The sequence below is a fragment of the Paracraurococcus lichenis genome (assembly GCF_030657435.1).
Classification (GTDB): Bacteria; Pseudomonadota; Alphaproteobacteria; order Acetobacterales; family Acetobacteraceae; genus Paracraurococcus; species Paracraurococcus lichenis.
In genome coordinates, this window is sequence record NZ_JAUTWS010000044.1 from 37,340 (window position 1) to 51,812 (window position 14,473).

Annotated in this window: 11 protein-coding genes; 5 read left to right on the top strand and 6 right to left on the bottom strand. The window is 64.7% G+C overall.

What is annotated here, in order from left to right:
• Position 1: 1 nt before the first annotated feature.
• The 4 genes from gspM to Q7A36_RS28400 are packed head-to-tail and all read left to right on the top strand — an operon-like array spanning position 2 to position 3,980.
• Positions 2-583, top strand: a complete 582-nt coding sequence (gene gspM / locus Q7A36_RS28385) for a type II secretion system protein GspM (protein WP_305107149.1) — start codon at positions 2-4, stop codon at positions 581-583.
• Positions 580-1,209, top strand: a complete 630-nt coding sequence (locus Q7A36_RS28390) for a hypothetical protein (RefSeq protein WP_305107150.1) — start codon at positions 580-582, stop codon at positions 1,207-1,209. Before gspM ends, Q7A36_RS28390 begins: the two co-directional genes overlap by 4 nt.
• Complete coding sequence (gspD, locus tag Q7A36_RS28395) at positions 1,206-3,542, top strand: type II secretion system secretin GspD (RefSeq protein ID WP_305107151.1); 2,337 nt, start codon at positions 1,206-1,208, stop codon at positions 3,540-3,542. Before Q7A36_RS28390 ends, gspD begins: the two co-directional genes overlap by 4 nt.
• A gap of 18 nt (positions 3,543-3,560) precedes the next feature.
• Positions 3,561-3,980 (top strand): lytic transglycosylase domain-containing protein, encoded by a 420-nt coding sequence (locus tag Q7A36_RS28400; RefSeq protein ID WP_305107152.1) that lies wholly within the window; start codon positions 3,561-3,563, stop codon positions 3,978-3,980.
• A gap of 348 nt (positions 3,981-4,328) precedes the next feature.
• On the opposite strand, the gene Q7A36_RS28405 is transcribed toward Q7A36_RS28400, so the two are convergent.
• The 4 genes from Q7A36_RS28405 to Q7A36_RS28420 form a co-directional block, all read right to left on the bottom strand.
• A complete protein-coding gene (locus Q7A36_RS28405; protein WP_305107153.1) occupies positions 4,329-6,752 on the bottom strand; it encodes an AAA family ATPase in 2,424 nt (807 codons plus the stop codon).
• The gene (locus tag Q7A36_RS28410; RefSeq protein ID WP_305107154.1) at positions 6,749-7,057 is read right to left on the bottom strand and encodes a hypothetical protein; all 309 of its coding nucleotides are present in this window, start codon (positions 7,055-7,057) and stop codon (positions 6,749-6,751) included. The genes Q7A36_RS28405 and Q7A36_RS28410 overlap by 4 nt, the downstream gene beginning before the upstream one ends.
• 323 nt (positions 7,058-7,380) lie before the next feature.
• Positions 7,381-9,090, bottom strand: a complete 1,710-nt coding sequence (locus Q7A36_RS28415; RefSeq protein WP_305107155.1) for an SIR2 family protein — start codon at positions 9,088-9,090, stop codon at positions 7,381-7,383.
• Positions 9,091-9,516: 426 nt separating this feature from the next.
• Positions 9,517-9,747, bottom strand: coding sequence for a helix-turn-helix domain-containing protein (locus tag Q7A36_RS28420; protein ID WP_305107156.1), 231 nt, complete (start codon positions 9,745-9,747; stop codon positions 9,517-9,519).
• 112 nt (positions 9,748-9,859) lie between these two features.
• Between Q7A36_RS28420 and Q7A36_RS28425 the strand changes: the two genes are divergently transcribed.
• A complete protein-coding gene (locus Q7A36_RS28425; protein ID WP_305107157.1) occupies positions 9,860-10,075 on the top strand; it encodes a hypothetical protein in 216 nt (71 codons plus the stop codon).
• Positions 10,076-10,098: 23 nt separating this feature from the next.
• On the opposite strand, the gene Q7A36_RS28430 is transcribed toward Q7A36_RS28425, so the two are convergent.
• Together Q7A36_RS28430 and Q7A36_RS28435 are read right to left on the bottom strand one after the other, a co-directional pair.
• Positions 10,099-12,210 (bottom strand): 3'-5' exonuclease, encoded by a 2,112-nt coding sequence (locus Q7A36_RS28430; protein ID WP_305107158.1) that lies wholly within the window; start codon positions 12,208-12,210, stop codon positions 10,099-10,101.
• The coding region (locus Q7A36_RS28435; RefSeq protein WP_305107159.1) for a DNA methyltransferase at positions 12,207-14,473 on the bottom strand (2,267 nt) is incomplete at its 5' end. The genes Q7A36_RS28435 and Q7A36_RS28430, both read right to left, overlap by 4 nt.

Consider the following 14,473-nt stretch of genomic DNA (forward strand, 5'->3'; position numbering starts at 1 on the left):
CATGGCGGCGCTGGACCTCCCGGCCGGGCCGCGCGGGCGGCTGCTCGCCATCGGCCTCACCCTCGCGGTGCTCGGCGGTGGCTGGGCCGGCCTCGTGGCGCCGCTGCTGGACTGGTACGCCATGCGGGCGGAGGAGGTGCAGGCGCGCCGCGCCGTCGCCCGCCGCATGGCGGAGATCGCCGAGAGCCTGCCGGCGCTGCGCGACCAGGCGCGCCAGGCGGCCGAGCCGACGCGCGCCGCGACCGGCGCGGTGCTGGAGGGCGCGAGCGACCCGATCGCCGCCGCCGAGCTGCAGGGACGGCTGCAGCAGATGGCCGCGCGGGCCGGCGCGCCGCTCTCCTCGGCCGAGGCGCTGCCCGGCGAGGCCGCCGGGGCCTGGCGCCGCATCGGCCTGCGCATCGCGGTGAATGCGCCCTGGCCCGCGGTGGTGCGGCTGCTGCAGGCGGTGGCGACCGCGACGCCGCGCATGCTGGTGGACGACCTGCAGCTCCGCGCGCCGGCGCTGCTGCTCCGCACCGGCCCGCGGCCGATGGATGCGAGCTTCACCGTCTATGCCTTCCGCGCGGCGGAGGCGGCGCGGTGAGCCGCGCGGCCTTCGCCGGCCTCGGCGCCACGGCGGCGCTGCTCGCCGGCGCCATCGCCTGGGAGCTGCAGGGCATCGAGGGCGATCCGGTGGCGCGCGGCGCCGCGGCCGCGGCGGTCGCCCGCTGGCGGCCGGCGCCCGAGGTGCCGACGCCCGCGCCGCCCGACCGCAGCGGCGAATGGGCGGCGACGGCGCTGGCCCGGCCGTTGTTCGCCCAGGACCGCCGGCCGGTGGCCGAGCCGCGCCTGGCCGCGGCGGGCGGCCCGGCGGCGCGCGACCTGCCGCGGCTGGCGGGCGTGATGATCACGCCGGGCGGCGGCGCCGCCATTTTCGCACCGGCCGGCGAGCATGCGAAGCCGCAGGTGCTGCGCGTCGGCGACCGTCTCGGGGAGTTCGAGGTGAAGGCAATCCTGGCCGGGGAAGTGATGCTGGCAGGGCCGGAGGGCGAGCGCAGCCTGCGCACCAGCTTCGACCCGCGGCCGGCCGCAGTCGGGCCGCCCCGCCCCGCCGTCGCGGTCGCGGCGCCGGCCACCCCCCTGGCGCCGCAGGCGCCGTCCAACCCCAACGCGCCGCAGGCGCCGGCCAATCCCCTGGTGCCGCAGGCGCCGGCCGCCCTCGCCCGATGAGGCAGCCGGCCAGCCTTGCCGCCGCGATCACGCTTGCGCTCGCGGCCTGCGCCACGCCGCCGGAGCAGCCGGTGGTCCAGCCCCTGCCCCCGCTCGCCGGGCCGGTCACGCCCGCCGCGCCGCGCGTCAGCGGCCGCGTGGACGGGCCCATCCCGGTGCCGCCGGTGCAGACCAGCGTGGCGCTGCCCGCCACCCTGCCGCAGCCGGCGGGCACGCCGGCCGCCGGCGGGCGCGGCGAATACGCCCTCGACTTCGCCGACACCGACATTCGCGAGGTCGCGGCGCAGATCCTCGGCGGCATGCTGCGGGTCAACTATGCCATCGACCCGGCGGTGCGCGGCACGGCGACCCTGCGCACCAGCACGCCGCTGACCCGCGCGCAACTCCTGCCGACGCTGCAGGCCCTGCTGGCACCGAACGGCGCGGCGGTCGTCGAGCAGGGCGGCCTCTACCGCGTGGTGCCGCAGGCCGCCGCGGCGGCGGCGAGCGGCATCGCCGCCGATGCCGCCGCCGGCGGCAGCCGGGTGGTGCTGCTGCGCTACGCCTCGGCCGAGGAACTCGCCAAGGTGCTGCAGCCCTTCGCCGGGCCGGGCGGCCGGGTCGCGGCCGATCCCGGGCGCAATGCCCTCATCCTCGGCGGCGACCCGCCGGCACGCGAGGCGCTGGCGCAGCTTGCCGCCACCTTCGACGTGGACCTGCTGGCGAACCAGTCCTATGCGCTGCTGCCCGTGCCCTCGGGCGATGCGCGCGACATGGCCACCGCGCTGCAGGAGGCGCTGCGCGCCCAGCAGGGCGGCGCGCTGGCGGCGCAGATCCGCGTGGTGCCGATGCAGCGGGTGAATGCCGTGCTGGTCACCGCGGCGCAGCCGCGGCTGATCGACAGCGCGCGCCGGGTCTTCGGGCTGGTCGAGCGGGCGCGGGCGCGCACGGTCAGGACCTGGAACGTCTACTACCTGCAGAACGGCCGCAGCGACGACGTCGCCTTCCTGCTGCAGCAGGCCTTCACGCCGGGCAGCGTCACCGCGCAGCCCAGCGTGCCGGGCGGGACCGCGCCCGGGCTCGGCCAGCGGACGATGGGCGCGGGCGGCGGCATCGGCGCGGGCCGCTTCGGCGGGGCGGGCGGCTTCGGCGGTGGCGGCTACGGGGGCGGCGGGTATGGAGGCGGCGGGCTCGGCGGCGGCCGCGGCGGGGGCGGCATCGGCCTCGGGGCCGGCGGTCTGGTCGGGGCGGGGGTGGGCGGCGGGCTGCTCGGCCAAGGGCAGCAGGCCGCGGCCGGCGCCGTGCCGGGGGCACAGCCGACGGCGGCGGCCAATCCGCTGCTCGGCGGCCTGGGCGGCGGGTCCGGCGGCGAGGCGCAGGCCGAGACCATGCGCATCATCCCGAACCCGCAGAACAACGCCATCGTCGTCTACGCCACGGCGCAGGAGGCGAGCACGGTGCAGGCGATGCTGCGGCGGATCGACATCCTGCCGCTGCAGGTGCGGATCGACGCGACGATCGCCGAGGTGACGCTGAACGACAAGCTCAGCTACGGCACGCAATACCTCTTCGGCAACAGCGGCTTGCAGGCCGCGCTGACGCTCGCGCCCGGGCCGCAGCGCCTGCTCGGCAACCCCTTCCCCGGCTTCGTCCTCAGCGGCGACGGCACCGGCGGCAGCCAGTACGCCATCAACCTGCTGCAGCAGCTCACCCAGGTGCGGGTGCTCTCCTCGCCGCAGCTCCTCGTGCTGGACAACGAGCCGGCGCGGCTGCAGGTGGGCAGCCTGGTACCCTTCCTGACGCAATCGGCGCAGAGCACGCTTTCGGCCGGCGCGCCGCTGGTGAACAGCGTCGACTACCGCGAGACCGGGGTCATCCTGGAAGTGGTGCCGCGGGTCAGCAGCGGCGGCATGGTCACGCTCGACATCGCGCAGGAGGTCAGCGACGTGGACCCCAATGCGCCGGCCACCGGCATCAGCTCGCCGACCTTCCTGCAGCGCGCGGTGCGGTCGCGCGTGGTGGTGCAGGACGGGCAGACGATCGGGCTGGCGGGGCTGATCCGCGACAACGACTCGCGCGGCAACCAGGGCCTGCCCTTCCTCAAGGACATCCCGGTGCTCGGCGCGCTGCTGGGCAGCCAGAACAACTCCCGCGCGCGTACCGAGCTGCTGGTGCTGATCACGCCGCGGGTGGTGCAGGACCAGCGCGACGCCCGGGCGCTGACGGAGGACCTGCGCGAGGGGCTGGCCAATGCCGCCGTCCTGCCCGAGACGCTGGGGCGGCAGCCGCTCAGCGGCTCGGTGGACCCGAACGAGCGCATCCGCCGCCGCATCCGCGAATCGCTGGAACGCTGAGCGGCCGGGGCCCGGGCCATGGCGATCCCCTACCTCGCCTGCATGATGGCGGTGGCCACCTTCTACGGCCTGCCGCCCCGCGTGCTGCCGGCGATCCAGGCGGTGGAGGGCGGCCAGGTCGGCACCGTCAGCCGCAACCAGGATGGGTCCGAGGATCTCGGCGTCATGCAGGTCAATACGCGCTGGCTCGCGCCGGTGGCGCAGGTCACCGGCCTGCCCGAGGGCACCGTGCGGGAGCGGCTGGTGGGCGATGCCTGCTTCAACATCGCCGCCGCCGGCGCGATCCTGCACGGCCATCTCCGGCAGGCGAATGGCGACCTGATGCGGGCGGTGGGCAATTACCACTCCCGCACGCCGGACCTGCACGCCGCCTATGCCGCGCGCGTGCTGGAGGCCGCGGCGCGCCTCTTCGGCGCGGCGCGCGGGCCGCTGCCCTGAGCAGCCCTTAGGTTCAGTCCCCGCCTACTGGCATTATAGGACGGAGCCTGCGGAAACTGTGTGTTGGATGGAGCCTTTCCTGCTGAACAAAAAGCAAAAAAGGCGCATCTCGGCACTCGGCATCGGAAACTCCATGGCGAATCCGTCAGTGAGAGTATGCGGTTTGTTTCCTCGTCCCACAACAAGACATCCCGGCGATGCAAGTTCCCCAGCACACAACATCTGGTATGTGCAACCGACGAGACACACTGCCCATGGTGGACGCCCGGATCTATCATGTGAGCGCGCTGGGGGGCGTGGTTGAAGTGCGACCAAGTGCGGGAGCAGAGCTTTTCGGCTTGCTCTCGCTTACGCCACCAGCAATGTCGTCTCATCTTGGAAGTGGTAGCGCCTGTGCTCGCAGAGCGTGCCGCGCCGAACCCCGCGTGACAGCTCGAGAGTGAGTAGACTGTCGTCCGGGAATGCCGGGCTGAGCTCAAGCCGCAGGTACTCGAATAGCTGCCGATCGTGCACTGCGACGATCACCTGCCGCCCGTGCTCCTTGGAGAGCGTGCGCAATAGCGCCGCAAGATTGGCGATATGCACGTCGTCCATTGATTGCACAGGGTCATCGAGAATGAGCCAAGGCAGTTCCCGGGGAACTGACAAGTGCAGCGCAATGAACAGTGTGAGTGCGGCGGTGTTGAGGTTGCCGGCGCTGAGCATTGCGCCAGGCGTCCCGCCAACATCGCCTCCCGATCGATGCTGAGTGACCAGCTTAGGTTGGAGTCGCTGAGTGGACGCTTCCGGAATGCTGAAGGCGGGCACGAATGGCTCAGTTGGAGCGAGGCGGACGAAGAGATCGCGCCACACTCTGTTCAGCCGGTCGTTGAACTCACGTCGTATGATTGTTGACCTTACGCCATCGACAGCGTTGCGAATTGCTAGTCCTTGCTCTCTAACCGCCTGAGCCTGCTTCAGTACCGTAGCCGCCTCCCGCAGCATTTTCGAGTCCGCCTCAATGCTGCGGTCGACTACCTCGCGTCGGCCAATCGTCTCCCTCACGATGGCCAGTAGCGCCGTTGCTTCGCGCCGTGTGGACAGGCGAGCGCGCAGGCGCTCGATCTCCACCTGCAGGCTTGCTTGAATGCGTCCAAATGCATCGCTCAGCGACTCGGCCTCGGCCAATGGCTCCGCATTGACCGACGCGACGAAGGCTTGCAGATTCTCGCGCGCAGCTAGAAGTGTCGCATCGCGCACTTGGGCGGCGCTTGCGGCCCGACGGATCTCGACATCGAGCGCAAGCAGACGCGCCCCTTCACGCAACGTCGCGGTCGCACTCTGCAACGCCTTGGCCGCCGCCTCTAACGCAGCACTCCGGCGGTCGAGTTCTGCAAGCGCCCTTGAGTCGATTACAGTGGCCCTCAGAGTTTCTAGCTGCCGATCGAGACTCTCGACCAGCGCCTGTGCCTCCGCGCGGGACCCACCGAGCGCGAGCAGCCGTTCCGCCGCTCCAGATAGCCGGCGCACCTTCGCGTGAACGTGCTCCGCGAGACGACCTCGCCCATTCTCGGCGTAGTCGCGATCGCACACCGGGCAGGTTTCGTCTCGTACGAATGCCGACAGTTCAGCGAGCGCCGTGGCAAGGCCGCTCGCGTCACCCGGGATGGCCGCAATCTCTTTGTCAATCGCATCCCTCTGACGGACGGACGCTTCCCGCTGGCCTTCAACAACGATGAGCCTCGCAGCGTCAGCGCGCGCGGACGTCGCGCGCGATGCCGCTTCCATAGCGGCCGCAAGGACGCGCGTAGGCGCATCGTCTACGAAGCCTGCAAGGTCACTCGATAGCACCACGTTCGGCAGGAGAGCCTCCACCCTAGCGCGAAGCTCGGCGATTGCAGGCCCATGCTCTCGTTGCCAAGCCACATAATCTTCAGCCGCAGCGGAGTTTTCCGATTGAATTACATCCGTGCCGGTCGAGATGCGAGCGCCCTCGACCTCCCTCCGTAGGGCCCTGAGTTCACGGCTTCGGTCTTCCAAGTGGTCGAGCAACTTAACATCGTCGGACGGATCGAGGGCACGCGGGAGCGCTTCCAGTGTCACCTCCGTCACCGGATGCTCTAGGCCGAGGGTCGCGCAAAGTCCCTGAAGGCGCTGTATGTCGGTCCCGAGCCGCTCAGCGATTTCCTTCCTAATCCGGCGCTGATCGTTAACGAGCCTCTCCGCACTTGTCCGCTTCGTCTCAAGCCCGCTCCAACCGGGAGCGAGCTTGCGGACATTACGCAAATCCGCGAGTGGCCGAAGGCCAGCTTCCAACGCGTCGAGCCGGTCGAGGCTGAGCAGCTTGCTGACGAACTTTGCCAGAGGTGAGCCGACTTCTGAGTTCGAATCTTGGTAAATTTGGAGCAGCTGCCCGAGCAAAGACTGCGGCAGGTAAGCGCGCTCGCTAAAAAACGAAGCACGTTTCGCGTCGAGTGTCCGACCGGTGCGCAAGCTCCCAGAGTCGAGCACCGCATCGAAAACTGCCTCGTCGTCGCTTATTTCAGTCCGGAGGATTACCGCGCCTTGCGTCGACGAACGGTGAAGCAGTTGCACCGTGTAGGAGGGATCTGCCCTTTGCAGTGATTGCACGGCACCTGTAAGCGCCAGTTCGATCGCCGACAGTAAGCTGGTCTTACCCGCGCCGTTCTCGCCGTGGATCAACACGACGCTGGCGTCGAGTGGGGCATGGACGTGCCCACGGATGCTCCTGAAATTCGTAACCTCTAGCTCCTTCAGGCGCGGCCCTGTCATGCTTGGCTTCCCCATTCGTCCTTCTCGAACTTGGCGGAAAGCGCGTCGCCTGCGGCTGTAGTGACTGCCTCTTCCCCCTGCTCGGACGCTGATATCAGCGCGCTAGCGAGAATTTTGTCCACAGTGGCGGGTAAAGCCGCCGTGAGTTGCCCCAGGGCGGTTTCGCTCCCAGCTTGGTCTTCTAAACTATAAGTAGGCAGCGTAAGGGGCAGTAGAAGCAGGATGCTATCGTCGAGCAGCCTCCCAAAACCTTCATCAAGCGGCTGGCCCTGCTGATCGAGTGGAACCCCTTCAACCTGGAGCACGCGGCATGTCTCCGCGAGTCCCTCCACTCCCGTGATTGGTGTCGCGCCAGCAAGAATTGCAGTCACGACATAACGCGAGCCCGTAAGGTCAAGCGCCCGCCCTAGCGCTTCAACCCTCTGCCGGATCCGGATCGCATCCCGGTCGCCAAAATCGCCGGCAATCGTATCGAAAAGGAGTACGAGATCGCGACCGCGACCGCCACGCCCTCTGAGCGCACCGGTAAATGCGAACTCGACCCCCGCGACTCTGATCGGTGTCGACACTTCCTCGTAGCCGGCCTCCCGCAACCTGAATGATATTGCACTCACAAGGGGAGAGCCACTCATACGATAAGTTCCGATCCGAACTCGGCCTCGAGCGCCACGGCGGTATCGCAACGCGCGAGCATGGCGCCGAGACTAATGTGCGTTGTTCCCAGCCGGCCCGTACGTCCGGGGGCTCCCCTCACGCGTCTGGCACTTAAGCGAGTTCCGAAGGCTTGGGCCCACGTGTCATCGGCGTGCACGACAATCGCGTCATCGGCGAATGCCCCGGCGCCCTCCAGTCTGAGCGCCTCGGTAGCGGACCTGACCAGGAACAGCGGCCGCCGCTGCGCGCCGGCCCGGGCAGACATGGCGCCGAGCGCGCCCGATGTTGCGGCATCGTCGGTTGGTGGCCCCAGTTCCCATCGTCCGACAGCCTGACCACGCTGCAACAAAGCGAGCGCAACGGCGAGTTGGCCAAGGCCGGACGCGACTGCCCCTTGATCGGCACCGATCAGCGCCGGTGTGAAGGCGCTTATTGCTTCGTAGGCGTCAGGTTTGGCTGGAAGTGTGCCCGTTCTGAAGATGCAGGCAATCCGCGACCAAGTCCGAATACCGAGCTCTGTCACGCCCGTGCGGCTTCTCTCGACCGGATCAGGGGTAGCCCTCTCAGCGATCGCATCTCGCAACTCGTTTAATTGAGCCACTAAGGGAGCAATGAGTGGCATCTTACCCATGGCTTTGAGGGCCAGCGCCATCAAGCGGACGAGCTTAGCGAACACTACCCTCAGCGATAGTGCGATGAGTACCTGTTCGCCCCAGGCGCGCAGATGCGCGGCTTGATGTATGGCGGCGGAATGGTGATTGTAGGCGTCGCCGTAGACCACGCGCAACACGTCCCGCTGCCCCTGCCCAATCCGGTCCTCGCAGAAGACGTGCGCTGGTGCAGCCGGGTCGCAGGGCCACGGCCAGGAATTCACCTGGCTTGCTTGGGAGAATATACCCTGCAGATTTGCATCTTGGATCGAAAGACCGAGTACGAGCGCTTTCTGGTTTGTGGCCACCATAACCGCGGCGTTCCGCATTGCCGCGAACGCCGGCTTGTGTGGCCAGTCAACTAGCTGAGTGTGACTTCCGACCAGATACTTTCGAAATGTGTTTGGCTCGATTGTTGCGTAATAAATGCATCCATGCAACTTGAGCAGTGTCGCCCGGCCTGGTGGCTCGCGCATGTGACTCGGATCGACAACCACTTGGAGAGTACCAAGTATTCCGCCGCTTAGCCGGTGCACTGCCGCCTCGATAAACGCGTCCCAGTTGGCCGACGCGATGGTCTTGACGGCACCTTCGAGCACAAGAATAGCGATACAAAGGTGCTCGGCCGCTGGGTGCCGCGCATCAGCAAATGCGTCACGCACGTTGATCGCTTCCCAGAGGATGAAATCGCTTTCCTCGCGCGGAATCCGGATATCCAGGACGCGGGAGTACCTGGTCCAGAGTGCGTTCACGATTTGCCCTTGCTCGGGCCAAGTTGCAAACGGCTGCCCAAATTGGGGTTCGAGAGTTGCAGGGTCCATGCCAGCGAGCTCGACGACTTCACGCAACGCAGGAAGGTAGTCCGCTGAAGTCGCGGTGGCAGCGGCGCGCTCGCGTAGAAACTCGACAGCGCGGGCGACCAGCCCTCCGAGATTGGGCGCCCGGCGCGATATGCCGGATCCCACCCAAAGTGCAAACTCTCCGTCCTCAAAGGCGCGCGCTACTGGTGAGAACCGGCCATCAAGCTCGGCCAAAACACTAGCGACCGTCGCGCTAGTAGCACTGGGCGTTGAGGTCACCGTGCAGCATCTCTCAGCACTAGGGCGCCCACAAAGCCGCGTATCGATATTAACGTTGACGGCGAACCCTTCCAATACAGGGTCCCCAGTGAATTTCTGGCTACATGCACAGAGTGAACTCTCCATCTTCGAGCGTCGTTGATTTACAAATTAGGCGTGGCCCCGTTCAACCGATCAGGCGCCCAGTCTCTGAGAACTACTCGAATTGTTCCCCAATCAGTTCATGGCAGCAACCCCTTCTAATCCGACCTCGGCGCCGTCATGAAGCGCCTAGTTTCAACCCTAATTTTGGAAGCTCCAAGGCCAGCAAACACCTTTACGATTTACGACAATCAACATAAACTGATATAATTTTGGCATCGACGAGAACTGCATGCCTCGTCAGCATTTCGCTTCCCCTTCATCAGGGACCCGAAGCAAATCTGCCGCTGGTACGCCCAGTGCCTGGGCAATCCTATCGAGCATGTCGACCGTCGCACCATATACTCCGCGTTCCAATGAACTGACATACGTTCGGTCGATGCCGGCACGGAACGCTAGTTCCTCCTGGGACAAGCCGCGATCCAGTCGAAGGTGCCGAAGGTTGTGCGCCAGGACGGCTCGGATATGCATCGGCGCAATGGCGCCGCCTTGTCGAGTATTTTGCTACGGAGTATACTCTACAACCGCTGGGAAGGTAGCATCGCTGCCAAGCAGTGCATGTGTTCGAAAGGGTGTCAGCCCCATGTCTGAGTTGGAGACCGATGTTGCCGTCTTGCTAACTGCGGTAGAAGGCTTGCGCGTCAGAGAGAGGACTCGTCGAGCGCGCTTAGCAGCTATCGAACAACGTCTTTCATCCATCGAGATGCGATTGAGCAGATTGGATGATTTGGAATCCGAAATCGAAGATGACAAGTTACGTCTGATTCGACCGGACACGCTTGAACAGCCTGCCAACTAGTTGAGTTGGCAAGCTGTACAGTTTCACTCTTCCCGCGTAGAAGCGATATCTTGAATGAACTCAGAAATAGGACGGGTTGCTGAAATCAACAGCCTCTCCCTTGCCCGGGTACATGCGACGTAGAACAACTGTCTTTCCGTCTCGTAGACATCGTCCAGTTCAGTCTCGTCAGCCACCGCTTCGAGTCTTTCCTGTAACGGCAAGATTCCATCGTCACAAGCGATCACGGCAGCCGCCTTGAACTCTAGGCCTTTTGCTAGGTGCATCGTCCCGATCAGGACGCTGCCGGTCACCTCCTGGTCCTGCTCCGACAGTTCAACCCAAGGTAGGCCAGCACCTTCCACCGCGGCACGGGCACGCTGCAGCTGAACACGAGATCGAACGAACACTCCAATTTCCGAAGACAGGATCCCGTCCGCCCGGGCTTGCGCGATCCACGCGGCGACGCCTGCAGTCTCCTTCGCTTCGGTGTCGAACTGCTGGATGGTAGGTGCTGGCCCATTAAACACCGACACGGTCCGGTTTCGATCGTCAGCGTTGCCGTCCACGTCCCGGACGGCGCTGGGCAGCAGCCTGTCTGCAGCTTGGCGGATTTGATGGCTGGTGCGGTAATTTACCGTCAGCGTGGACGACCGACCGCGCACATCGACGCCTAACTCCTTCCAAGAGAAAGGCTGCTGGAAGATTCGTTGGCCGAGGTCGCCAGCGAAAAACAGAGCGTCAGACGCCGCCGGCGCGATGGCAGCCAGGAATCGTAGCTCGGCCACGCCGAGGTCTTGCGCCTCATCCACCACGATATGGGTGAAGGGCTTGGTCTCCCGCGTCGCATAGTAGGCCGCGGCACGACCGAAGATGTCCGGCCAGGTCGCCAGGCCACGCTTCGCCAGGGAGGCGCGCACTGCGGCGAAGACCGGCCAAAGCCGCTCCCGCTGTCCTGCACTCATCCGGTTCTTCCGGCCAAGGCGCGGCACCCTGGCGTAGGCCTCTACGTCCGCGATCTGCCAGGCATCCACGACATGCCGCCACTCCGACAGCAGGAACCTGGTAGTGAATCCTTTGGCGCCGACCCCCTCGGCCGCCTTCAGCACCGCGTCCTCGACCTGCTCATCGGAGGCCACGACGGCACGGCGCCCGAATGCCAACTGGTAGAGTTCATCTGCCACGCTGCGATAGGGCAGTACCGTGACCCGGCGCAGCACCGGCGATGTGTCCCCGACCAGCACCGCCAGCTTTCGCGCCAGCGCCTTTGCCAATGGCTGCGAGAAGGTCGTCAGCAGCACCCTGCCGTCCGCCGCCTCCTGAGCCAGGCGCGCGGCGCGATGCAGCGCGACCACGGTCTTTCCCGTCCCGGCCGAGCCGGAGGTCCGGGCGGGTCCGTTGTAGCTGCGGTCGACCACCCCCTGCTGCGCCGGGTGGAGGAACACCGCCCACCGCTCCCAAGGCGCGTCGAGGGCCAGGGCAAGCGCTTCCTGGTTCTCCACCACTCGGAACCGGCGCAAGGCGTCGGGATGGGCGAAGGGATCCGCCTCGGTAGTCGGGGCCGGCTTCGGCAAGCGGCCGGTGCCGACATACTCGAGCAGCGCCTCTGCCGCTTCGGCTGGAAGATGCTCGGCCATGGCAAGGAAGGCATCCTCGCTTGCCTTCCTGACGTCGGCGACCCAATCCGATGGAACGCCCACTCCCAGCAGGTCGTCGTCCGACAGAGCCCGGAAAGGGATGACCAACGGCTTTGGCAGGGGAAGTTCAGGTGCCGCGGTCGGCGGTATCGCAGGCGCCGACGCGGAGACGAATTCCTCCACCCGCTCCCGGACCTCGACGATCTGGATGGCCCCAGTGCGCGGATGCGCCTCGATGCGTCGGCGCTCGGCCCAGGCGTAGGAATCGTCGTGATGGCCGACATAGGCCAGCAGGAAGCTGGCATCCGTCTTGTGGACAATAATTCGGATGTCGCTGTTGACCCGGACGGACCAGAAATGCGGATCGCGGGAGCGGTCGATCCGGTGAAACTTCAGCCCCGGGGCCGCTGGGTCCATCTGCAGATCAAAGGCCGTGGTCTTGGCCGCCTTCTGCTCCGGCGCCGCTAGGCGCGCGAGCGCGGCCGTGAAGGTGGCGGCGATCCGGAACTCCAGGCTCATACCGTGAATACCTTCATCACTTCGTCGCCGAAGTGGTTGATCACCTTCACCGCGACCCGCCCCGTGGCAGGACGCGGGAATGGGCGAGATGTGTCACGGTAAAGGGTAGCCCAGGCTTCCTCGTCGATCTCGGCGCGGAGGGCAGCCTTCAGCGACTTGTAGGGGTCTTGGGCGCCGAGGAAGTAGGCGTGCCGGACGTAGAAACTTTCCTCATTATAGTCGGTGTCGATGAACCAAGCCGCGATGCTCTTCGTGTCGCCGGAGCGGATATCGCCGGTCTGCGGGTCAAAAACGTCGACACCGATAATGCGGATGCGGACGTGATCAGGCTGGCCTGACACCGGTTCCACCACCAAGTCCGGCTCCCCGAACACCACGAACAGGTTGCCCTTGCCGGTGTTCTTCAGGTCGGCGGCCATGTGGAGGTCGGGGTTCATCCGCGCCTTCAAGATCGGCATCGGCCCGAGCTTGGTAAGTTCGGAGGCATGCCCGTCGTAGTTGAAGGCTGCGGCGATGAGCACGTCAAACCGCGCCTCTGAGGCTTCGCGGGCAGCGGTGACAAGATCGGTACGGCTGAGGGTACCGAATTCCGGTCCGATCATTATGCCGGCGCGGCGCTCTGTCTCGCCCTCCAAAAAGCGGCCCTCGGCGCCGATGTAGTTCCCGGGCCAGGAATGAAGGCTTGTGAAGTGGATCTTATCGGCCTTCCGCGTCTGGTGAACGCCGGCGGTACGAAGGTTATCCAGCACCATGGCAGCAAAATCGAGCGGCGGTGTCGCGGCTTTCCGGCGTGTGCCAGGAGTAGCCGCTCCCAATAGCTCGTCCTCATCGGCGGGCACCATTCGATGCGGCGAGAGGCTTTCGACGGTGAAGGGGCCGGCCACGCGAATACGCGTCAAGTCTTCATAAGGTCGATCGTAGATGAATTCGATCTCAGCCCGGCGAGCAATCGAGGCATCGATGCGCCGCTGCCGTTCGTTCCTGGCTGCCCGCCAAGCGGCGTGGATTTTAGCAGTTTCGCTCGGCCAAGAGGGGTCGGCCTCGCGCGGGATCTGCCATTCCTCCCACGCCTTTCCAATCGCGGCGTTGAGCTTGTCGCGGAGAGGTTCAATGATCTGGTTACCCTCTTTCCACAGGACGTCGATCTCTGCATTGCTTGCAATAGATCTCAACGTGATTAGGGGTGCGCGATCGTAAACGAATCCATGTCGAATATCGTTGAACGTGCCGGTTTCGGCTTGGATTTTTCCGGAGACGGATTGCTCTTTTGCCCGACCTTCACGGCTATCGGCGAGAAGATAGTATGGATACCTCGTCGACATCAGGCGGGTACGAGCCAGCGCCATTGCGACACGAGAAGTGTCAATAGTAATCCAGCGCCGCCCCCATTGCTCAGCAACAGTGGCGGTGGTTCCGGACCCGCAGGTAGGATCGAGGACTAAATCACCTGGATCGGTTGTCATGAGTATACAACGCTCTACAACTTCTTTATTAGTCTCGACAACGTATATTTTCTCCCCGCCGAAGCCGGATGGCTTCAGGTCAAACCATTCAGAAGTGACGCCTACTCTTCGGTTAGCATCCCGATATCTCTTCCACAGCAGGCTTTTACCCACGGAAACCAAATATCCCGCCTTCGCTACTCGTTCGAGGCCAGTGATCGAAAGCGACCAGCCACGAGCGCCCGCGGGAACATGGCTTTTTCCTTCAAAAACAAAAGGCGTTCGTGACGTCTCGCTCCCGGTTTGAGAAGTCGTATTGTCAAGACGAAGAATCCTTCCTTCTGGAATAGGATCAAAACCCATTTTTTGCTTAAGAGATAAGTCGATGATCTGGCCATCGCGCGTTTCTACGCACACATAGCGCTCCTTTGGATTATCAATCGGCGGCTTAGCAACCGTCATCTTTCGAATTTTTGCATAGCTCAAATCTTTTGCGAACCATAGCAAATAATCAAACACTGAAGGTATTGCACCACCTGATTGGCCAGTAGTTTTTGAAAATATAATTTGGCCGGCGAAATTGTTGGCGCCGAACACTTCATCCATAACGGCGCGTACTCTGTGTACATTTTCATCGCTTATCTGAACAAAAATCGAACCTCTTTCATTTAATAACTCTCGCGCTACAGTGAGACGATCACGCAGGTATGTTAGGTATGAGTGTATGCCGTCTTTCCATGTATCTCGGAATGCTTTTACCTGTTCCGGCTCACGCGACAAATCCTCGCGCTTACCATCTTTTACATCCCGGCTCTGCGTAG